We start from the raw sequence: 20,456 nt of genomic DNA, 5'->3' as shown, positions 1-20,456 counted from the left end.
TAAAGTGCCTTTTTATTATGCTTCTAAAGGATCGACACCAAGCTTTGATACGATTTCACCGCATGGAATATATATGGTAGCTGGATCACCCTCAAAGAATCCATCTGCACATACTGTTCCCACTAGCTTATTGCGATTATTGTATTGTGCATATATTGGTCCACCACTATCTCCCTGAATACAATGTCCCCACATGAATTCGATTGTATCCATATGGTGACCTAAAACATTTTCATGTGTTAATGTTCCCAGATACTCCCCACCTTTGTATCCCGATGAAATACCTGATCTTTGGAGATACATGTCTTTAATCCCGCCAGAATAATAGCCATCAACATCTATTATATACCCATTGCTAATGTGTAATTTCCCTTCCACATTATCATATGGGACAAATGCTACATCTGTAGTTGTACCAATAATCGATACGTTAGCAATGTAACTGCTTGCAGAAAGATTTGGTTGATATATGGGGAAACCGGTTTGGAAACCTGCTAGATGTCCAGCAATAACAAATCCTTTTTGGTTATTATTATCCTCTGCTGCAAATCCAATTGTGCCAAACCCTGCTTGGTTGGCGTTTGTATTTATTACTGAATGTCCAATTCCTCCCATGATTGGTCTGTACTGATCGAAGTAGGGAGATAAAAATAGAGTTGCAGGGTCAGGTGCAGCTGTGAACTTTGGTGGCTTTTCTTTAGTGAACACAATTGGAGTATCACTGATTCCCAGATATTTAGCATACTTGTCAATTATTTTAGTGATATCAACCATTTCCTCTTCTGTTATTTCTGCGTTTTCATCATTCATAACAATGAAATAACCATCTTTATGGACACCATATGCCATTACAGTTCCATCCTCAGTATAAGAGGCTAATGCTTTGTCTTTGTTTATGCGCCTTCGAATTTTATCTAGCTTTTTCTGCCATTCATACACCTCTTTTCCTTCGGTTATTTTAGGAATTTTTCCTTTAGTTTTTAACACATTTTTATTTTCCTTCTTGTCCTCTAGAATACTTGGATTCGTTGGTGGAATGTTGTCAATAAGTTCCTTAAGGTCTTCTTTCTCAGTATTCGTGTCATCTACTTTTTTTGCAGATGCAAATCCAGAAAATGCTATTGTAATAAGTACAATTGATGCAAGTACAATAGCAGCTATTCTTTTTTGATTTCGATTCATATTCTTACCTCATATCATATACTCCAGAGGCGAAGCTACGCATATATAGTACGAACAACAAAACATACCCTTGCCTCCGGGCACGGGGCTTCAGTTATTCCGTCAAGACTGGCTGAGTCCCCACTAACATCTTTACGATGTTGCATTATGTCCTAACTAAATCAACCTATAAATATTTTCTAGCCATATCATCCAACTGAAAGTGAACAGTTGAATACACAGGAATATCCTGTTTTTACAGAAAAGATGTGGTCGAAATTCAGAAGAGCTGCCCGACATCTAACTTGAAGCCTATCAACAAAAAAAGCATCTCCAATTGCAGAAGATAAAAAACTCACTTCACCAATCTATCCTTGGCATCCCGAACCTCATCCAGCAGATTCAGTCTGCCAATCCTCTCAAGACGTTCATAGATAAGTTCCCACGCACAGTCCTTTTCGGGATCTACCTCGCACTTGCCGTCCATTGAACCGCCACAAGGACCGTTAAGCAATTCCTTGGGGCACTGTGCCGTAGGACAGATACCACCAAAATCGGCGATCGTGCACTGGCCACACATTGCACACAGATGATGGATGACCTTATCTCCTGTCATGGCACCCAGCGAGTCGGTATTGTTGGCAGGATAGACATCCACGTCCACAAAACGTGCAATGTTCGAAGTGCCGCTGCCACATGCCATTACCAGAACAGCAGTGGCATCACCGATGTTCGGTGCAAGCTCCATAAGATACTCGTAGGACCGGACACTGCATGCAGCTTTTGCCACAACTCCCCCGATAACATTTACTCCGGCATCAGAGAGAAGAGATACCATCTCTGCGACCTCGGGCTCCCCTCCAACATGCTGTTTGGCAGCACAGACGCTGCAACCTATGATATAAATGGCATCCTTGTCCATGAGCATTTCAAGGATCTCATTGAAAGGTTTGGAAGATGAGATTATCATGATTCCCTCAAATAACGGTATTCAATGTCCAATTCCTGCTTCAGTGCATCCTTTATCATCTTTGAGATCAGGGGAAGGTTCCTTGCCTGACACTCGAGCTTGTCTGCAAGTTTTCTTACCTGCAACAGCGTACCAATGACAATGACATCGGTCTTTTCGGTCTCATGGGAAACCGCATCCCTTTCCAGTGCTGCATCCCCACCTCTTGCGAGGATCTCCTGTTTGATTATCAACGCCTCTGTGGTTGTGATATTACTGATACGCAGCACACGGGATACCGTCTTGTTCTTCATTATCTTAAAACCTGTGCCGGCAACACCTATATTTCGCATGGAAAGAGCCGCATCATCGGGATAGGTAATGTCCAGAACGCTGACCTCGAAACCGTTCTCTTCAACAACAGATTGTCTGCTTCGTACAGCAGCCGCAATTTGAACCACATCGAATGTCTCTGCAACATCGTGGGTACGGATGATGTGTGCACCTTTCTGCACAACGATCGCGGCTGCTGCCAGACTTCCATAAAGGCGCTCAGTTGCAGGCTTGTTGAGCAGATCACCAATGAAGGACTTGCGTGAGATAGCTGCAAGCAATGGTTTCTCGAACACCTTCAGGCGTTCGAACTGGTCGATGGTCTCAAGGTCATACATCGCTGATTTTTCCGGCACCCATTTACCGATGGTAGGGTCCAGAATAAGCTGGTCAGTATCAATTCTACGCTATTCCGAACGCATGATGGCATGTATCAGAGAACACCAGAATGAATATTCTCAGCCCACATCATCGTAATGTTCCTTTTTGGTTGGAGATATGACCACAAAAACTATCACTTTCTACTCCTTGCCGATAACAACAGTCCGATAATGAGCATTATTGAGGTAAAACCTGGTGTTTGCTTATTTGTCCCGTTTTCTTCTTGTGTTGTTTCATTGCCTATGATCACAAGATTTCCCTCTTTGTCGAAATATGCTTCATCCTCTGTATAGATGATAACATTTCCATCATCATTTATCACTGCAATGTTTCTGTCAACAATATCCTCTTCATCAATAGCTTCGCCAGCCTCAATATCTCCGTACTCAAACAAAACAGGTACATTTTCAATTCCAATCTCCTGTGCATGTTGGTCAAATATATCATAGATTTCATTCATCAATGATTCATTTACTCCTGAATCTGCTACAATGCCAACTGAAATATGTCCGTCATAACTGCATCCATAAGAATATACAGAACCTTCAGGTCGGATGTATTTGTCCATTTCTGTTTCTGAAGTGCCTACAATAATCTCGAGATTGCTAAACCATTCTTGTCTTTCATCTTCTGTGTAAAATGTAGGAACTTTTCCGTAACTTACATAGGAGAAATGAGCATTATGGTTTTCAATTCTCTCTATGTTTGATTTGGCGAGGTTTCTTACCAGTTCTGATTCATCGTTCAAAGCCTTGCTAAGAGGTTCAATCGCGCACTCATCTCCAATATCGCCAAGAGCTTTAATGGCGCTGGATTTAACATCAGGATCATCACTTTCCAGTAATTTTATCAATGGATCTACAGCCGGTTCCCCGATTTTTGCTAAAGAATATCTAACTTCACCAGACAATGTAAAATAATCATCGTTTTCAGATAATAACTCAATAAGGTGAGGTACTGCTTTTTCGCCATATTCTCCCAAGACAATTATTGCTATTTTTCGTGAAGATAAGCTTTTGTCTGGATTGTTGGCATGAGTTACCAAAAGATCTATATGCTCTTCCCCGATGTCCCCAAGTGCGATTTCTGCTGCAATTCTTACCTCCTGGCATTCATCGTCTATTAAGTTAAGAAGAGGTTCAACTGCTCTTTTATCCCCAATTTTACCAAGTGTAATCGCAGAGTTTTCCCGGATATCCAGATTGTTGTTTTCCAACGCCTGAATAAGAGGTTCAACTGCAGGCTCTCCTATATCAACAAGACTTCTTACAGCATTTGAGCTTACGGATACATTTTGAACTGCCATATCTTCGATTAGTATTTCAATTGTGGTCTTGTTTTCAAAATCAAGATTCTTGGCATCAGCATACGTCATAGGTGTAACGAATATTAGAACCGCAGTTGTTAGAATTAAAACTTTTATAATCATGGAATGTACCTCATTAACACTACATCGCTTCCTTCTGGAAAATATAAAAAATAAATGTGTTGTCTATTTAAGACAACACTTTAATTTATAAGAGGTTCTACATTTAAATCTTCAGCAATTCCACTTACTGGGGAAAAAAGTGCGTAGGATCCGTCTGTAGCACTTCCACTATGTATTCCATATATAGCGACTGTGGAGGTGCTAGTTTCATCGAACACAGGTGATCCGCTATCTCCGCCCTGAGAGTTGTAAAGCGCTTTACATTGGTCATACAATTTGGGATAACCTAGGTAGGCTGTAATATGATTAACATCTGTTACACGACCACTACCAGAAAGGCCCGATGCTACTCCTGATATTTTAACATAATCTCCAACCTCTGGCTCTTCAGAAGAAGTAACGTCCATTAATTGGTCAGTATCTTTGTAATAAATTTTGTTGTCAACATTTCTTTTATCATCCTCTATGAAAGCTGCATCCGCATACTTAAATGTAAGTATATCTACGGTTCCTATTTCTTTAGATGCATCTACATAAGGTTGATAGAACATACTTCCAATTCCACCCGCAGCCAGAGCACTGTGGCCTGCAACCAAGAATCCCTCGTCATGTGTAGTTTTGTCTCTCACTGCAAATCCAAGAGTTGATGAGGCACCATTTCTTTCAACTTTTATTCCTCCAATAAGTGGATTCCACGTACTACTTCGTGATGTTACCTCAATTTGTGGAGAATATTGAAATACAACTGGCACTTCCTTGATTCCATCTTTTTTGGCTTGTTTGTTATATATTTCATATATGTCGTCAATCATAGATTCGTCAATTTCAGATCCTTCCAATATATCAACAACCAAATATCCTTGGTAATTGTAACCACAAGAAACTAATGGACCATTTGGTTGCATATATTGAAGCATTTCTTTGTTCACTTTCTTTCCATTCTTATCTAATTTATCAAGCCACTTCCTTTTCTCTTTTTCATATTTTATTTCGGGAATTGTTCCATTTACTTTTATTACTTTTGTGTCCTTTTCTAATTTTTCATGGATGTTGCGCCCAAATTCAGGTAAATTCTTTTCTTCTTTGTCCTCATTTGGAGCAGCTGTCCCCGCAAATGACATTCCAACTAAAAATACACATATTAACAAAATGTGTAGTATTGGTTTTGTATTTGTTTTCATTTACTTTATCTCCTATTTATTTACTCCAGAAGCAAAGCTACGCTTATATAGTACAAACAGCAAAGTATAACCCTGCCTCCGGGCACGGGGCTTCAGTTATTCCGTCAAGACTGGCTGAATCCCCACTAACATCTTTACGATGTTGCATTATGTTCTAACCAAGTCACATTATAAATATTCTCTGGCCATATCATCGAACTGAAAGTGAACAGTTGAATACACAGGAATATCCTGTTTTTACAGGAAAGATGTGGCAGAAATCAGAAGACTTGTCCGACATCCTACTTTGAAACCGATCAACAATAACCCACATCGAAATGACAAAAAAAGAACTCACTTCACCAGCCTATCCTTGGCATCCCGAACCTCATCCAACAGATCCAGCCTGCCTATCCTCTCAAGACGTTCATAGATCAATTCCCACACGCAATCCTTTTCGGGATCGACCTCACACTTGCCGTCCATTGAACCGCCACAAGGACCGTTAAGCAACTCCTTGGGGCACTGTGCTGTGGGACAGATGCCCCCAAAATCGGCGATCGTACACTGACCACACATGGCACACAGATGATGGATGACCTTATCTCCGGCCATAGCACCCAGCGAATCGGTGTTGTTGGCAGGATAAACATCCACGTCCACAAACCGTGCAATGTTCGAAGTACCGCTGCCACATGCCATTACCAGAACAGCAGTAGCATCTCCGATGTTCGGTGCAATTTCCTCAAGATATTCAAGTGAGCGAACGCTGCATGCTGCCTTTGCAACAATTCCACCGACAACGTTTACTCCGGCCTCTTTAAGGCGAGAGGACATTTCCTCGACCTCAGGCTCCCCGCCTACGTGCTGTTTGGCAGCACAGACACTGCACCCGATAATATAAACGGCATCCTTGTCCATCAGCATTTCAAGGACCTCATTGAAAGGTTTGGAAGATGAGATTATCATGATTCCCTCAAATAACGGAATTCAATGTCCGATTCCTGCTTCAGTGCATCCTTTATCATCCTTGAGATAAGGGGAAGGTTCCTTGCCTGACACTCGAGCTTATCTGCAAGCTTTCTTACCTGTAGCAACGTACCAATGACAATGACATCGGTCTTCTCGGTCTCATGGGAAACCGCATCCCTTTCCAGTGCTGCATCCCCACCTCTTGCAAGGATCTCCTGCTTGATTATTAATGCCTCTGTGGTCGTAATATTACTGATACGCAGCACACGGGACACCGTCTTGTTCTTCATTATCTTGGACCCTGTGCCTGTAACACCTATATTTCGCATGGAAAGAGCCGCATCATAGGGATAGGGAATGTCCAGAACGCTGACCTCGAAACCATTCTCTTCCACAACGGGCTGCCTGCTTCGAACAGCAGCCGCTATTTGCACAACGTCAAATGTCTCTGCAACATCATGTGTACGGATGATATGAGCCCCTTTCTGCACAACAATGGCGGCTGCCGCCAGACTTCCGTACAGACGCTCAGTTGCGGGCTTGTTGAGCAGATCACCGATGAAAGACTTGCGTGAAATGGCTGCAAGCAGGGGTTTCTCGAACACCTTCAGGCGTTCGAACTGGTCGATGGTCTCAAGGTCATACATCGCTGATTTCTCCGGCACCCATTTACCGATGGCAGGGTCCAGTATGAGATTATCAGTATCAATTCTACGCAATTCCGAATGCATAATGGCATGTATCAAAGAACACCAGAATGAATATTCCCATCATCGTAATGTTCCTTTTTGGTTTTGCAGATGAGCCAAAACCCATCATTTTCTATGCATTGCCGATAACAACAGTCCGATAATGAGCATTATTGAGGTGAAACCTGGTGTTTGCTTGTTTGTCCCGTTTTCTTCTTGTATTGTTTCATTGCCTATGATCACAAGATTTCCATCTTCGTCGAAGTATGCTTCATCCTTTGTATAGGTTATAACATTTCCATCATCATCTATCACACAAATATCCTCTTCATCTGATAATGGAGGGGTGTCTAAAGCTATGTCTTCAACAGCACGTCCCTCCCATTCAAACAGTACTGGCACTTCATTTATGCCTGCTTCCTCTTCAAAAGGTTTGTTTATCGTCTGATATATTTCATCAATTACAGACGCATTTACTTTTTCCGGGTTTTCTAAGTCCAGACCCACCCTCAGATATCCGTTGATGCTAGTCCCATAACTTAGTACAGGCCCATCAAACTCAGCGAAAAACTGGAGAACTTCCTTATTGTTGCGGCTGTAAGTAGAAAGTAAATTCGTCCATTCTCTTTTTTCAATTTCCTGCCTGATTACGGGCATTGTCCCGTAGGCAGCTATAAACGATGGATCACTTTTAGCCTCCTCAAAGATCTCCGGACCATAATCGGGAAGCGGCATATCTTCATCATCCTGTGCCCACATAAAGACCACAGGCATCTCACTGATACTCTCATGTTCAAAGTGTTTGTTTATTGTCTGATATATTTCATCAATTTTTGACTCATTTATCTTTCCCTGACAAACAGGATACAATTCCACTATTGTTAATCGATTCTTGTCAGACATGGAGCTTTTTATACACGGATCTAAATATGATGGTCCCATATTGTGTATAGAAATCCAACAATCAGTACCAGAATTTTTCCATTCCTGGTCAATTGTTTCAGGGAAAGCTCCTCTGCTGGCTATGAACAATGGATCAGCCATATATTCTCCAAAATAAGAACTAGAGTTATTTAAATCAGAGATTCCATCAGTATCTTCAAAATCATTTAATTCATCATCAGCAGCACTTGCAGAATCTAATGATAAAAAAGAAACTAATAGTACAAGCATTAAAATTTTACCAATTTCTTTTCTCTTTAGCATTTCATGGTCCCCGGTAATCAGTAATATATTGTTATCATACAACAAATTACTTCTATTTTACATTAAATAATTTAGTCATAATTATTAAAAATAATGTGCCAAATTACGATTTGTAATTCAGCAAACATGTTAAAAAAATCCATTCATTTAAGTTGTCAGAGGGGTTACATCTAAATCCAAAATAACACCACTCATTGGTGAGAAAAAGGATTCTGTGTCAGTGTGTCCCCAGTGTACACCAGCAATTACCACTTCATTTCCATACATTTTAAAAACAGGAGCTCCACTATCCCCACTAGCACAGGGGTAATCTGCAATGAATTGATCATAAAGAGTTCCAAAAGTCGCGCTGTTTTTATTCTTATATCTATCTGTTACACAACCAGACGTATAACCAGTGGTTATTCCTGAAACATAAACTGTAGAACCTACGGATACATCATCAGGATAATAACCGTGGACACCTCTAACATCATCAACGTCATCGTAATAAATCTCAGCGTTGACATTATTGGCTTCCACCCATGCAGCATCTGCAAAGTGACCTGTGAGATAAGTTACATCCCCTACTTTCCTTCCACCTTGATAGATGTCTCCTCCAACACCACCGGCACCCATTGCGGCATGCCCTGACATAACAAATCCTTTATTGCCATTACTATCTTCTGCAGCAAATGATAATGTTGACTTATACCATAAGCCAGTTGATGGGTCCTTGTGGTTTATTTTAATCCCGCCAATCATATCATCCCATAGTGTAGTACGTGAATCAAGATGCACTTTTTCTCCTTTTCTGAAAACTACTGGAATATCAGATAATTCTGCTTTTTTTGCATTTGCATCTATTATGTTGTAGAAATTGTCAATTGTAGATTTATTAATATCCTTTATCTCCTCATCGAACTCTACAAATAGATATCCTCCATAGTTAACACCGAACCCAGTCAATGGACCCCCATTTTCTTTCATGTATGGATGAAGTTCTTTTTCCGAATTATTAATGCACTCCCAAATTGTATCTAACCAGTCCAGTTTTTCTTTATCCTCTGTAATTCCAGGAACGGTTCCTCGACTTTCAAGCACATTCGAATCTTTTTCCAGCGAATCAAATGCGATTGACCCGTAATCCGGGAAATAGTATTCTTCTTCAAAATATTCATCTTGGCTGGAATCGGATGATCCCGCCCATGCGAAACCAGTGAACATAATGCTTATAATCATTATGCTCAAGCTTATCTTTAGCATATTTTTCATAATATATACCTCATTTATTTCTCCAGAGGCGAAGCTACGCTTATATAGTACAAACAGCAAAGTATAACCCTGCCTCCGGGCACGGGGCTTCAGTTATTCCGTCAAGACTGGCTGAATCCCCACTAACATCTTTACGATGTTGCATTATGTCTTAACTAAATCACATTATAAATATTCTCTGGCCATATCATCCAACTGAAAGTGAACAGTTGAATACACAGGAATATCCTGTTTTTACAGAAAAGATGTGGTAGAAATTCAGGAAAATGATCGATATCCAACTCTGAAGTCGACCAACAAAAAGCATCTCCGATTACAGAAAGACTGGGAAAACTCACTTCACCAGCCGATCCTTGGCATCCCGGACCTCATCCAGCAGATCCAGCCGACCTATCCTCTCAAGACGCTCATATATCAATTCCCACGCGCAATCCTTTTCGGGATCTACCTCGCACTTGCCTTCCATTGAACCGCCACACGGACCGTTAAGCAATTCCTTCGGGCATTGTGCTGTGGGACAGATGCCACCAAAATCGGCAATTGTACACTGACCACACATGGCACACAGATGATGGATTACCTTATCTCCTGTCATGGCACCCAGTGATTCGGTGTTGTTGGCAGGATAAACATCCACATCCACAAAGCCTGCAATGTTCGAAGTGCCGCTACCACATGCCATTACAAGAACAGCAGTAGCATCACCGATGTTCGGAGCAAGTTCCTGAAGGTACTCGCAGGACCGGACACTGCATGCGGCTTTTGCAACAATCCCACCGACAACGTTTACTCCGGCCTCTTTAAGGTAAGAGGATATTTCCTCGACCTCCGGCTCTCCTCCAACATGCTGCTTGGCAGCGCATACACTGCAGCCTACAATAAAAACGGCCTCTTTGTCCATCAGCATCCCAAGGATCTCGCTAAAGGGTTTGGAAGATGAGATTATCATGATTACCTCAGATAGCAGTATTCCACATCGGATTCCTGTTTTAATGCTTCTTTGATCATCTTTGATATCAGCGGAAGGTTTCTTGCCTGGCATTCGAGCTTATCGGTAAGTTTTCTGACCTGGAGGAATGTGCCCATTACAATGACATCGGTCTCCTCGGTCTCATGAGAGACAGCATCACGTTCAAGCGCTGCATCCTCGCCACGTGCCAGGATTTCCTGCTTTATTATCAGGGCCTCGGTGGTGGTGGTGATGTTATTGATCCTCAGTACACGGTTCACGGTATTGTTCTTCATGATAGTGGAACCCGTACCTGTCACACCGATATTCCGCATCGCAAGAGCTGCATCATCAGGGTTTGTGATGTCCAGCACACTTACCTCGAAGCCGTTCTCTTCCACGACCGGCTGCCTGCTGCGTATGGCGGCGTTTTCGCCGCATATATAGCTATCGAATGACATTATTTCATGCTGATAGAAATTAGCGAAGTACTGACATTGAATAGCAGGTAAAGGGGAACTTGTGAAATAAGATTAGATTTTGTTTTCTTTAACAAGTGTCCAATAGTGATGAGCAGTTGCTGTTAATCTACAGGACTTTGAGTTAATTGCTGCATAATACATATGTTCTTCTCCAACTGGTTTTACAAGCCCTTCTGATTCATATTTCTGAAGATGTTTGTAAATCTGGGAATTTGCATCAATTTTAGATTCTTCGGTAAATTCATATGTGGGGTCAAGATAAAATTCATCTTCAGGTTCTGGGAAATAATCAGTGGTTTTTCTGAGTATTTCAAGAGGTATTTTTGGATTTACAGTCCTTAAAGGAATAAATCTGGATATATTTGTTTTAAATACGGGTCTTTGGTCCCATGCTCCTAATGCTGAGTCTACATATGCATAAACACTACCAGGGGTTATACGACCTTGAATATCAGCAGCAGCTCCTTGTAATGCATCAATTACTAATGATGTAAATACTCCTGAACCATCAATTTCAACTACAGATATCTGCTCTACGGTGGTGCAGCTGGTTTATGAGGAGAAATTCATGTGAAAATATAAAAGAGGAAAGAGATATTAAGAGAACTTTTCTTGGTTTTTGGATTGTCTTAATATAAATGTTTTTTATTTTCTTATTTTGACTAAGAGCAACATGGACAAAATAAGCATTATTGAAGCGAAACCAGGAGTTTCCTCAGTTGCCATTTCTGTCCATATAAAGACAACTGGAACATCAGCTACTCCCTCTTTTTCACATTGCTCGTCTATTACCTGGTAAATTTCATTGATAACTGACTCATTTATCTGTTCTGGTGTGGCTGAGTTGCAGCCTACTTCTAAATAACCATTAATGCTAGTCCCAAAACTTAGTACCGGACCTCCAGATGCGGAATAGTATTTGTCCATTTCTTTGTTGTTTATGGAACATTGAACAAGTTTGTCAGTCCATTCAAGTTTCTCTTTATTATCAATAATTGTGGGCATTTTTCCGCGTACAGATATAAACTCAGGCTCATTTTGAACTTCTTTAAAAATATGGGGACCGTAATCTGGTAATTTGAGATTTTTTATATTTTGTGTTTCATTAGCTGCAGCATTTGAATACCCAAACAATAGCAAAATAATTAAAAGCATAATACCTGTGTTTTTTAAAAAATTTGTCATTTGCTCACAACCGGGAAATTTACTATGTGGTTATAATGATAAGTAAAACTTCTGTAAGAATTTTGTACTATAAAAAAGCAATAGCCAAATCATTTTTAAAATAATTTGACTATTGACTGTCTATTACTCCTTAAGCATGTATTGGCGTTACATCTAAGTCATTCATCACTCCACTGATTGGTGAAAATGAAGCGTATCCATTGTAACGTCCTCGATGCACACCATGTAGAACCACTTTACCAGTGGGTGTTGTTATGAACACAGGTCCTCCACTGTCCCCATCATCTGAATTGTATGTTGCACTAAATTGCTTATAAAGGGTTCCAAAACTTTGGCTAGGCTGAGTTTGGTACTTAGCTGTAACAACACCTGATGTCAAACCGCTTTCTTTTCCAGACTTATAGACCATGCTGCCCAATAATGGATCAGTCTGATCATATACATCCTTTACAACATTGCTATCTGTATAATATATTGATGGATCTACATTGCTATATTCTACCCAAGCTGCATCTGAATAATATCCACCTATGTCAGTGACATCTCCAACTGGAAGTAAGTACTGGTATATGTTTCCTCCAATTCCTCCTGCATTAAGTGCAGCATGTCCTGACATTACATATCCTTCATTTCCATTATCGTCAACAGCTGCAAAGGACAATGTAGAACCTACATTCAATATACGTGTTATTTTTATTCCACCTATAAGAGGTCTCCAATAAGATGATCTTGATTCTTCAATATCTTCTCCTCCGGGCACGGGGCTTCAGTTATTCCGTCAAGACTAGCTGAACCCCCACTAACATCTTTATGATGTTGCATTATGTTCTAACCAAGTCACATTATAAATATTCTCTGGCCATATCATCGAACTGAAAGTGAACAGTTGAATACATAGGAATATCCTGTTTTTACAGGAAAGATGTGGCAGAAATCAGAAGACTTGTCCGACATCCTACTTTGAAACCGATCAACAATAACCCACATCAAATTACAAAAAAAGAACTCACTTCACCAATCTATCCTTGGCATCCCGAACCTCTTCCAGAAGGTCCAGCCTGCCGATCCTCTCAAGACGCTCATATATCAATTCCCACGCGCAATCCTTTTCGGGATCTACCTCGCACTTGCCTTCCATTGAACCGCCACACGGACCGTTAAGCAATTCCTTGGGACACTGTGCTGTGGGACAGATGCCACCAAAATCGGCAATCGTACACTGACCACACATGGCACACAGATGATGGATGACCTTGTCTCCTGTCATAGCACCCAGCGAATCGGTGTTGTTGGCAGGATAAACATCCACGTCCACAAAGCGTGCAATGTTGGAAGTACCGCTGCCACATGCCATTACCAGAACAGCAGTAGCATCTTTGATGTTCGGGGCAAGCTCCATAAGATACTCGCAGGAGCGGACACTGCATGCGGCCTTTGCAACGACTCCCCCGATAACGTTTATTCCGGCATCAGAAAGGAGAGATACCATCTCTGCGACCTCGGGCTCACCGCCTACGTGCTGTTTGGCGGCACAGACGCTGCACCCTATAATATAAACGGCATCCTTGTCCATGAGCATTTCAAGGATCTCATTGAAAGGTTTGGAAGATGAGATTATCATTTTGTATCACTGATAACGGTAATTTTTGTGCTTAGAGCTTTTCATATATAGACAACAAAGAATGAATAAAGTTGTTGGTAAAAGGATTCGATAAAAAGGGAAATAAACTTCTCATTAGAGCATTTTGTCACAAGAGACACATTAAGAAGAATAACTTAAAGCTTGAATAATTGGTGCTGATTGTAATTCAAACCCCTACTAGTGGAAATTTTTATATTTTTTGAATTAATACATGCATGATGATAAATATTCTTTGATTTTAATAATGATAGTTTACAGACTGGTGAATAACAATGGTGAATAACAACAAAAAAGAAGCTGTTTGGGAAAAGGCAAAGAAAATAAAAGGAAAAGACCCCAACAAATACCGAAAAGATCCGTATGGAAAAACAATGTATAAAGCTTCACATGGGAAAGACTCCAAGATGGGGTGGGATGTGGACCACATAAAGCCAAAATCAAAAGGTGGATCTGATTCTACAATAAATCTACAAGCTCTTAACACATCAATAAACCGAAGCAAAGGAAATGATGAAAGGAAAAGAAGCAGACATTCAAAAGCGAACAAATAAAAGAGACTGGATGGCTGCGCTAAAGAACATCAATGGAGTATATCTGATAGTGGATAAAAATAATGGAATGATGAACTTACAAAATTGATCAAAGAAAATGGTATTGATTATGCAAGGAAAAACTTCCAGTTTTCTATTTTAGAATATCGCTCGATGAAAACAGATGATAAAATTATCATTGAAAGAGAACAATACTGGAAGAGGGCTCTTTTATCAGGCACATTTGGATATAATAAAAATTGAGTTGTTATCATAGTGTTATTATTTTTTTGCCTTTACAAAGAATAACGGTATTCGAGGTCCGATCCCTGATTCAGTGCATCCTTTATCATCTTTGAGATAAGCGGAAGGTTCCTTGCCTGACACTCAAGCTTATCTGCAAGTTTTCTTACCTGTAGCAATGTACCAATGACAATGACATCGGTCCTTTCGGTCTCATGAGAAACCGCATCCCTTTCCAGTGCTGCATCCCCACCCCTTGCAAGGATCTCCTGTTTGATTATCAGCGCCTCTGTGGTTGTGATATTACTGATACGCAGCACACGGGATACCGTCTTGTTCTTCATTATCTTGGAACCTGTGCCGGTAACACCTATATTTCGCATGGAAAGAGCTGCATCGTCGGGACAGGTAATGTCCAGAACGCTGACCTTGAAACCGCTTTCTTCCACAATGGGTTGTCTGCTTCGTACAGCGGCTGCAATTTGAACCACATCAACTGTTTCTGCAACATCGTGAGTACGAATGATGTGTGCACCTTTCTGCACAACGATCGCGGCTGCTGCCAGACTTCCATAAAGGCGCTCAGCTGCAGGCTTGTTGAGCAGATCACCAATGAAGGACTTGCGTGAAATCGCTGCAAGCAGGGGTTTCTCGAAGACTTTCAGGCGTTCGAACTGGTCGATGGTCTCAAGGTCATACATCGCGGATTTTTCCGGCACCCATTTACCGATGGCAGGGTCCAGTATGAGCTGATCTGTATCGATGCCACGTTCTTCAGAACGAATGAGAATATCGTCAAGGGACTGCATGATAGCATCCATACCCAGCGGATCACCGGGAAGTTTGCCCGCTGCCATCACAACTGCGGGACAGCCATGTTCAGCGACTACATCAAGCATGCCGCCATCGGTTGCAAAACCTGCGACATCGTTCACCACATCTGCACCACTTTCAATGGCCTTTTCCGCAATATCTGCAAACACGGTATCCACCGAGATCATAGCATCAACGTTGTCCTTCAAAAGTTCCAGTGCAGGAAGAAGGCGAGCACATTCCACTTCCTTTGTGATGGGATCAGCAAGCGGCCATGTTGACCGTGCACCAAGGTCAATAATTGTTGCACCATCATCCATCATCTTATGAGCAACATCAAGAAGAGAATCCGTATCAACTACGGAGCCCTTGTAAAAGGATTCGCGGCTTAGGTTTATAACACCCATTAAGCGTACGGGGTGCTCATCACCTACCTTCAAGCCACATATGTCAACATCAACGACCATTGTATAACCAACAATTATGAGTTTTCATCGATTATATATAATTCGACTGAAAAAGAGAAAAGAAAGGTACAGACTGCCTCTTAGGCAGTCTTCTGAGCGGACATAAGGACATGCTGCATTAGGGTTGCAATGGTCACCGGCCCAACGCCACCCGGAACAGGGGTCACGCGGGATGCCTTGTTGATGACATTCTCAAAATCAACATCTCCGTAGACCTTGCCATTCTCTTCGGTGATACCCACATCGAAGATAACAGCCCCTTCCTTGACCATATCCTCTTTGATGAGATGTTTAACACCCGTAGCGACAACAAGGATATCTGCATCTCTGGTGAACTTCGTGACATCCTCAGTGAACACATGACAGATGCTCACGGTCGCATTCCTATTCACAAGCATTGCAGCCATGGGTTTTCCCACGACATTGCTATGCCCGACAATTACCGCATGTTTACCCTGTATCTCGACACCGTATTCCTCAAGAGCACGGATAATTCCCTTGGGAGTGCATGGCACAAGCCCTTCGATCCCGATAAGCAACTGCCCCATATTGAAAGGATGGAAACCGTCCGCATCCTTTGCAGGATCGATGGCGTTCATTGCTTCCTGCTCATTAAGATGTTTAGGCAATGGCAGTTGCAGGAGGATACCGTGGATATCCTTCCTTGCGTTCAGTGAACTGATAACATCAAGAAGTTCCTCCTGAGTGATATCCTCAGGAAGATGCTGATCCTCTGCGAAGATACCGACACGCTCACATGCCTTGTGTTTCAGCCTCACGTACATCTTTGATGCAGGATCTTCACCCACGAGTATGGCTGAAAGCCCGGGAGTTACTCCTTTTTCGCTTATCAGCTTCTCGATATCAGCTTTCACTTCAGCTTCCACTTTCTTTGCGATGGCCCGTCCATCAATGATCTTTGATTTATCAGTATCAGGCATTGAAGATCACCTTCTATTATCCAATAAATTATCCGAGGTGCTCGTAGATAGGGAAACGGCTGCAAAGTTCCTGAACATCCGCATTGACGGATTCGAGAACTGTATCGTTGTCCCTGTTGTCAATGACGGTCTTGAAGAAGTCTGCGATCTCTTCCATTTCAGATTCCTTCATTCCACGGGTTGTTGAAGCAGGAGTACCTGCCCTGAGACCACTGGTAATGAAAGGACCTCTTGTCTCGAACGGAATGGTGTTCTTGTTGATGACGATACCTGCCTTGCTCATAACAACCTCTGCGTCCTTTCCTGTAAGGTCGTACTGGTTGAGGTTCAATAACATAAGGTGGTTGTCAGTACCATCGGAAACTATCTCGAAATCCCTGTCCTGAAGCGCTGCACAAAGTGCTTTTGCGTTCTTTACGGTCTGTTCCTGGTCCTTCCTGAAATTGTCGCTCAATGCTTCCTTGAACGCAACTGCCTTTGCAGCAATGATGTGCATGAGAGGACCGCCCTGTATTCCCGGGAAGACGGACTTGTTGATAGCTTTTGCGTACTCTTCCTTGCACATTACCATTCCACCCCTTGGACCACGAAGGGTCTTGTGAGTGGTAGTTGTCACAAAGTCAGCATATGGGAATGGATTTGGGTGTACACCAGCAGCGATAAGGCCTGCAATGTGAGCAACATCTGCGAGCAGGTATGCTCCTACCTCGTCTGCGATCTCCCTGAATGCCTTGAAATCGATGATACGTGAATATGCAGATGCCCCAACAACGATCATCTGTGGCATCTCTTTCTTTGCCATTTCCATGAGCTCATTGTAATCAAGCATCTCGGTCTCCTGGGAAACACCGTATGGAACGATGTTGTAAAGCTGACCTGAAAAGCTCACAGGACTTCCATGGGAAAGGTGACCACCATGGGAAAGGTCCATTGACATGATCTTGTCGCCTGGCTTGAGAACAGAGAAATAAACAGCCATGTTAGCCCCTGAGCCTGAATGAGGCTGGACATTTACATGCTCTGCACCGAAGATCTGCTTTGCTCTTGAGATCGCAAGGTCCTCTGCCATATCGACAAAATCACAGCCACCATAGTAACGCTTTCCTGAATATCCTTCTGCGTACTTGTTGGTCATGATGGAGCCCTGTGCTTCCATAACAGCACGGCTGGTGTAGTTCTCTGAAGCGATCAAGTTCAACTTGAAATCCTGACGCTGTGCCTCCAATGACAATGCATTGGCAATTTCCGGGTCAATCTCTGAAATGTAAGACATATTATATCGTTCCTTAAAAATTATAGTTTTAATTGATCAATTGTTAAGTGATGTGATTGTATGAAATTGATAATGTGATATGAGTGCCTGATATTAATTATATCATACCGATCATATGACCGATACTCTTCTGCCATCCACCACAAGCCTGTTCTCAACGAACAGTTTCACGGCTTCAGGATATATCTTATGTTCCTGCTCAAGGATACGCTCTGCAAGGGAATCCTCGTCATCTCCTTCAAGTACAGGCACGCATCTCTGAAGAACTATCGGGCCGGTGTCCATTCCCTCATCAACGAAATGAACTGTACACCCTGCAACCTTCACACCATAATCCAACGTCTGCTTCTGTGCATGAAGTCCCATGAAAGAAGGTAACAAAGCCGGATGGATGTTCATTATACTGTTCCGGTATTTCCCAATTATCCTGCTGCCTAGAATACGCATGTATCCTGCAAGGAGGACAAGGTTGGTATCATATTTACCAAGAACCTCCAGGATCTTATCCTCGTAGCCTTTTTTATCCCCAAAAGCGGAAGGGTCCACAAAAACAGGAACAATACCATGTGCTTCTGCCCTCTCAAGTGCATAGGCATCTCCCTTGTCACTGATAACGACCTTGATAGCAGCATTCGGGATGTAGCCATTTTCAATATTATCGATAATGGACTGTAGATTTGAACCACGTCCAGATACAAGAACTGCAATATTGAGAGTCATTGCTCACATCATACGGGATTGCTATATATTAGAGTTTTGGGCTTATATATCCAAACACTCAACATATTGTTACAGAAAAACATTCGATCATATTAAGAAGGGAACTCAAAAAAGTTCATTCCCCTTTATGCCGCTTGGACCTTTCATGAATAAGAGTATCAAGGTCATCCGCATCTGCGATATTATTGAGCTCATCCCTTTCGATAAGTACGGTGTCCTCAACAGACTTATACCTGCTCTTACCCTCGATAATGAAAACGGATTGGGTCTCGATGACATTGGAGATGCTGCTCATCAAATGAGCACGTTTGACCATTGCATTGCTGTATTCACTAACCCCTGTCAGGAAAGTACTGGAAGTATCCTTTGAAACCGCCTTGAACGGAGCTTGGTTCGTTGAAAGGACATCATACCCCAGAGTGTATATAAGGTTCAGGATATTGTCATTAGGCGGTGTTTTCCTTTCAGAGGTATCTTCATTCACAGTTGCAGGGTCCAATTCTTTCTCAAAACTGCGGAGTATATCGATGGACTTTGCAAGTGCCATATCCAGTATCTCCTCCAGATGAAGCACAATATCAATAGATGCATCCATCTTACCTTCTTCATACTTGCTTATAGTACGTCTGGATACACCCAACTCGGAAGCAAGAGCCCCCAGAGACATCGATATGTTCATCCTCGCTTCCTTGAGCACATCCCCGTCAATGGATACATACAAACCTCCGGGTGCTGCGGATACAAGCGGAGGTACATTTTCTACAAAATAATCGTAAAGTGTCTGTATACTCAATGCAGGAATATCATATCTCATATAAACTACGCTATCCTCAAGCAGCTGGTCGCGTGTTTTTGCACCTATGAGTATGGGATAGCCATTCAGGTATTTTGCCAGAGATTTCATTTCACGGGCCGTTTCTTCGTTCAGACCGTCAATATTGTATAAGACCTTGCAGAATAGGAGCGTATTACCCTGACGTGCAGCGAGGTCAAAACTACGGGGCCTGATATTACATTGATTCGACACCATGAAACCGGCGCGTTCCAATACTTCAATTATCTGATGTATCAGAATATCCTTTGTCATTACAATAAAGCCATTGTTTGCACATCTATATAAATGTATTTGTTAGTATATGAACGAACACAGATTGAAAGACCATGATAATAAGTATAGACGATACCGATTCCAGAGAAGGAATGTGCACCACCTATCTTTGTGCAATATTGATGGACGAGCTGAAAGAATACGGAAATATCAGAGGAAGCCCTATACTTATACGCCTCAATCCTACTATTCCCTATAAGACCAGGGGCAATGCTTCAACCGCTTTTGAAATAACAACATCAGAACCGGAAAAAGTAATGGAACATGTCATCTCAAGGGTCGACGAACTTTCTGAACTGCAGAGCGAGATGACAAATCCCGGAGTGGTGTTCATACCCGAAGACCGATCTGAGAAAGTTAAAGAAGAGCTCGGCGAATTTTTCCTGAAAGCGGTGCGTGAGGTATTGCAGATAGATGATGCAAAGAACCTTATCGCTAACTTGGACCTGCCTTCAAGAGGATGGAAGAATGGAAGAGGACTTATCGGTGCTCTTGCTGCCTGCGGAGCCATGCTGAACCCGGGATGGGATCATACTTATGAATATCTTGCATATCGCGAAAAGGATACC

General features: G+C 42.0%; 21 protein-coding genes and 1 pseudogene. 3 read left to right on the top strand and 19 right to left on the bottom strand.

Annotated features, from left to right (window positions below):
* Positions 1-15: 15 nt before the first annotated feature.
* The 14 genes and pseudogenes from KDK67_RS04915 to KDK67_RS04850 all read right to left on the bottom strand — a co-directional run bounded on the left by KDK67_RS04915 (position 16) and on the right by KDK67_RS04850 (position 13,771).
* Positions 16-1,182 carry a S1 family peptidase gene (locus tag KDK67_RS04915; RefSeq protein WP_250867724.1) on the bottom strand — a complete coding sequence of 389 codons (1,167 nt, stop codon included), beginning with the start codon at positions 1,180-1,182 and terminating at the stop codon, positions 16-18.
* 334 nt (positions 1,183-1,516) lie between these two features.
* Positions 1,517-2,131, bottom strand: coding sequence for a methylenetetrahydrofolate reductase C-terminal domain-containing protein (locus KDK67_RS04910; RefSeq protein WP_250867723.1), 615 nt, complete (start codon positions 2,129-2,131; stop codon positions 1,517-1,519).
* Positions 2,128-2,844 (bottom strand): annotated as a pseudogene (locus KDK67_RS04905) (dihydropteroate synthase); the annotation flags it as partial. The pseudogene KDK67_RS04905 and the gene KDK67_RS04910, both read right to left, overlap by 4 nt.
* Before the next feature lie 113 nt (positions 2,845-2,957).
* On the bottom strand, positions 2,958-4,253 hold the full coding sequence (locus KDK67_RS04900; protein WP_250867722.1) for a HEAT repeat domain-containing protein: 1,296 nt from the start codon (positions 4,251-4,253) through the stop codon (positions 2,958-2,960).
* An 80-nt stretch (positions 4,254-4,333) separates the two neighbouring features.
* Positions 4,334-5,434 (bottom strand): S1 family peptidase, encoded by a 1,101-nt coding sequence (locus tag KDK67_RS04895; protein WP_250867721.1) that lies wholly within the window; start codon positions 5,432-5,434, stop codon positions 4,334-4,336.
* Between the two features lie 333 nt (positions 5,435-5,767).
* Positions 5,768-6,382: a methylenetetrahydrofolate reductase C-terminal domain-containing protein gene (locus KDK67_RS04890; RefSeq protein WP_250867720.1), complete on the bottom strand. Its 615-nt coding sequence runs from the start codon at positions 6,380-6,382 to the stop codon at positions 5,768-5,770.
* Positions 6,379-7,116: a dihydropteroate synthase gene (locus KDK67_RS04885; protein WP_420846919.1), complete on the bottom strand. Its 738-nt coding sequence runs from the start codon at positions 7,114-7,116 to the stop codon at positions 6,379-6,381. The genes KDK67_RS04890 and KDK67_RS04885 overlap by 4 nt, the downstream gene beginning before the upstream one ends.
* An 84-nt stretch (positions 7,117-7,200) precedes the next feature.
* Positions 7,201-8,280: a hypothetical protein gene (locus KDK67_RS04880; protein WP_250867719.1), complete on the bottom strand. Its 1,080-nt coding sequence runs from the start codon at positions 8,278-8,280 to the stop codon at positions 7,201-7,203.
* Positions 8,281-8,427: 147 nt separating this feature from the next.
* Positions 8,428-9,534, bottom strand: a complete 1,107-nt coding sequence (locus KDK67_RS04875) for a S1 family peptidase (protein ID WP_250867718.1) — start codon at positions 9,532-9,534, stop codon at positions 8,428-8,430.
* A 334-nt stretch (positions 9,535-9,868) separates the two neighbouring features.
* Positions 9,869-10,483 (bottom strand): methylenetetrahydrofolate reductase C-terminal domain-containing protein, encoded by a 615-nt coding sequence (locus tag KDK67_RS04870; RefSeq protein ID WP_250867717.1) that lies wholly within the window; start codon positions 10,481-10,483, stop codon positions 9,869-9,871.
* 2 nt (positions 10,484-10,485) lie between these two features.
* Entirely contained in the window at positions 10,486-10,944 is a 459-nt protein-coding gene (locus KDK67_RS04865; protein ID WP_250867716.1) for a hypothetical protein, read from the bottom strand.
* A 666-nt stretch (positions 10,945-11,610) separates the two neighbouring features.
* Positions 11,611-12,150: a hypothetical protein gene (locus tag KDK67_RS04860; protein WP_250867715.1), complete on the bottom strand. Its 540-nt coding sequence runs from the start codon at positions 12,148-12,150 to the stop codon at positions 11,611-11,613.
* 130 nt (positions 12,151-12,280) lie between these two features.
* Positions 12,281-12,910, bottom strand: coding sequence for a S1 family peptidase (locus KDK67_RS04855; protein ID WP_250867714.1), 630 nt, complete (start codon positions 12,908-12,910; stop codon positions 12,281-12,283).
* Positions 12,911-13,156: 246 nt separating this feature from the next.
* Positions 13,157-13,771: a methylenetetrahydrofolate reductase C-terminal domain-containing protein gene (locus tag KDK67_RS04850; protein ID WP_250867713.1), complete on the bottom strand. Its 615-nt coding sequence runs from the start codon at positions 13,769-13,771 to the stop codon at positions 13,157-13,159.
* Positions 13,772-14,067: 296 nt separating this feature from the next.
* Between KDK67_RS04850 and KDK67_RS04845 the strand changes: the two genes are divergently transcribed.
* On the top strand, positions 14,068-14,343 hold the full coding sequence (locus KDK67_RS04845; RefSeq protein ID WP_250867712.1) for an HNH endonuclease: 276 nt from the start codon (positions 14,068-14,070) through the stop codon (positions 14,341-14,343).
* Positions 14,344-14,427: 84 nt separating this feature from the next.
* Positions 14,428-14,586, top strand: a complete 159-nt coding sequence (locus KDK67_RS04840; RefSeq protein ID WP_250867711.1) for a GIY-YIG nuclease family protein — start codon at positions 14,428-14,430, stop codon at positions 14,584-14,586.
* Positions 14,587-14,618: 32 nt separating this feature from the next.
* Here the strand turns inward: KDK67_RS04840 and folP are convergent, their stop codons facing one another.
* The 5 genes from folP to KDK67_RS04815 all read right to left on the bottom strand — a co-directional run bounded on the left by folP (position 14,619) and on the right by KDK67_RS04815 (position 19,866).
* Positions 14,619-15,845, bottom strand: a complete 1,227-nt coding sequence (gene folP / locus KDK67_RS04835; protein ID WP_250867710.1) for a dihydropteroate synthase — start codon at positions 15,843-15,845, stop codon at positions 14,619-14,621.
* Between the two features lie 80 nt (positions 15,846-15,925).
* On the bottom strand, positions 15,926-16,786 hold the full coding sequence (gene folD, locus KDK67_RS04830; protein ID WP_250867709.1) for a bifunctional methylenetetrahydrofolate dehydrogenase/methenyltetrahydrofolate cyclohydrolase FolD: 861 nt from the start codon (positions 16,784-16,786) through the stop codon (positions 15,926-15,928).
* A gap of 28 nt (positions 16,787-16,814) precedes the next feature.
* Positions 16,815-18,059 (bottom strand): serine hydroxymethyltransferase, encoded by a 1,245-nt coding sequence (glyA, locus tag KDK67_RS04825; protein WP_250867708.1) that lies wholly within the window; start codon positions 18,057-18,059, stop codon positions 16,815-16,817.
* A 111-nt stretch (positions 18,060-18,170) separates the two neighbouring features.
* On the bottom strand, positions 18,171-18,779 hold the full coding sequence (gene purN / locus KDK67_RS04820) for a phosphoribosylglycinamide formyltransferase (RefSeq protein WP_250867707.1): 609 nt from the start codon (positions 18,777-18,779) through the stop codon (positions 18,171-18,173).
* A 115-nt stretch (positions 18,780-18,894) separates the two neighbouring features.
* Positions 18,895-19,866: a transcriptional regulator gene (locus tag KDK67_RS04815; protein ID WP_250867706.1), complete on the bottom strand. Its 972-nt coding sequence runs from the start codon at positions 19,864-19,866 to the stop codon at positions 18,895-18,897.
* Between the two features lie 74 nt (positions 19,867-19,940).
* Between KDK67_RS04815 and KDK67_RS04810 the strand changes: the two genes are divergently transcribed.
* Positions 19,941-20,456, top strand: a 516-nt coding sequence (locus KDK67_RS04810) for a tRNA(Ile)(2)-agmatinylcytidine synthase (protein ID WP_250867705.1), incomplete at its 3' end; no start/stop codon positions are given.

It is taken from the genome of Methanococcoides seepicolus (assembly GCF_023684405.1).
Classification (GTDB): domain Archaea; phylum Halobacteriota; class Methanosarcinia; order Methanosarcinales; family Methanosarcinaceae; genus Methanococcoides; species Methanococcoides seepicolus.
The sequence above is the reverse complement of the archived record's forward strand: the minus strand, read 5'-3'. Positions and strand labels throughout refer to the sequence as shown.

Bases quoted from the DNA above. Each gene is read 5' to 3' on its own strand.
- KDK67_RS04885 (WP_420846919.1), bottom strand. From the start codon at position 7,116: ATGCATTCGGAATTGCGTAGAATTGATACTGATAATCTCATACTGGAC.
- KDK67_RS04890 (WP_250867720.1), bottom strand. From the start codon at position 6,382: ATGATAATCTCATCTTCCAAACCTTTCAATGAGGTCCTTGAAATGCTG.
- KDK67_RS04865 (WP_250867716.1), bottom strand. From the start codon at position 10,944: ATGTCATTCGATAGCTATATATGCGGCGAAAACGCCGCCATACGCAGC.
- KDK67_RS04910 (WP_250867723.1), bottom strand. From the start codon at position 2,131: ATGATAATCTCATCTTCCAAACCTTTCAATGAGATCCTTGAAATGCTC.
- KDK67_RS04815 (WP_250867706.1), bottom strand. From the start codon at position 19,866: ATGACAAAGGATATTCTGATACATCAGATAATTGAAGTATTGGAACGC.
- purN (WP_250867707.1), bottom strand. From the start codon at position 18,779: ATGACTCTCAATATTGCAGTTCTTGTATCTGGACGTGGTTCAAATCTA.
- glyA (WP_250867708.1), bottom strand. From the start codon at position 18,059: ATGTCTTACATTTCAGAGATTGACCCGGAAATTGCCAATGCATTGTCA.
- folD (WP_250867709.1), bottom strand. From the start codon at position 16,786: ATGCCTGATACTGATAAATCAAAGATCATTGATGGACGGGCCATCGCA.
- folP (WP_250867710.1), bottom strand. From the start codon at position 15,845: ATGGTCGTTGATGTTGACATATGTGGCTTGAAGGTAGGTGATGAGCAC.
- KDK67_RS04875 (WP_250867718.1), bottom strand. From the start codon at position 9,534: ATGAAAAATATGCTAAAGATAAGCTTGAGCATAATGATTATAAGCATT.
- KDK67_RS04900 (WP_250867722.1), bottom strand. From the start codon at position 4,253: ATGATTATAAAAGTTTTAATTCTAACAACTGCGGTTCTAATATTCGTT.
- KDK67_RS04860 (WP_250867715.1), bottom strand. From the start codon at position 12,150: ATGACAAATTTTTTAAAAAACACAGGTATTATGCTTTTAATTATTTTG.
- KDK67_RS04895 (WP_250867721.1), bottom strand. From the start codon at position 5,434: ATGAAAACAAATACAAAACCAATACTACACATTTTGTTAATATGTGTA.
- KDK67_RS04915 (WP_250867724.1), bottom strand. From the start codon at position 1,182: ATGAATCGAAATCAAAAAAGAATAGCTGCTATTGTACTTGCATCAATT.
- KDK67_RS04880 (WP_250867719.1), bottom strand. From the start codon at position 8,280: ATGCTAAAGAGAAAAGAAATTGGTAAAATTTTAATGCTTGTACTATTA.
- KDK67_RS04850 (WP_250867713.1), bottom strand. From the start codon at position 13,771: ATGATAATCTCATCTTCCAAACCTTTCAATGAGATCCTTGAAATGCTC.
- KDK67_RS04870 (WP_250867717.1), bottom strand. From the start codon at position 10,483: ATGATAATCTCATCTTCCAAACCCTTTAGCGAGATCCTTGGGATGCTG.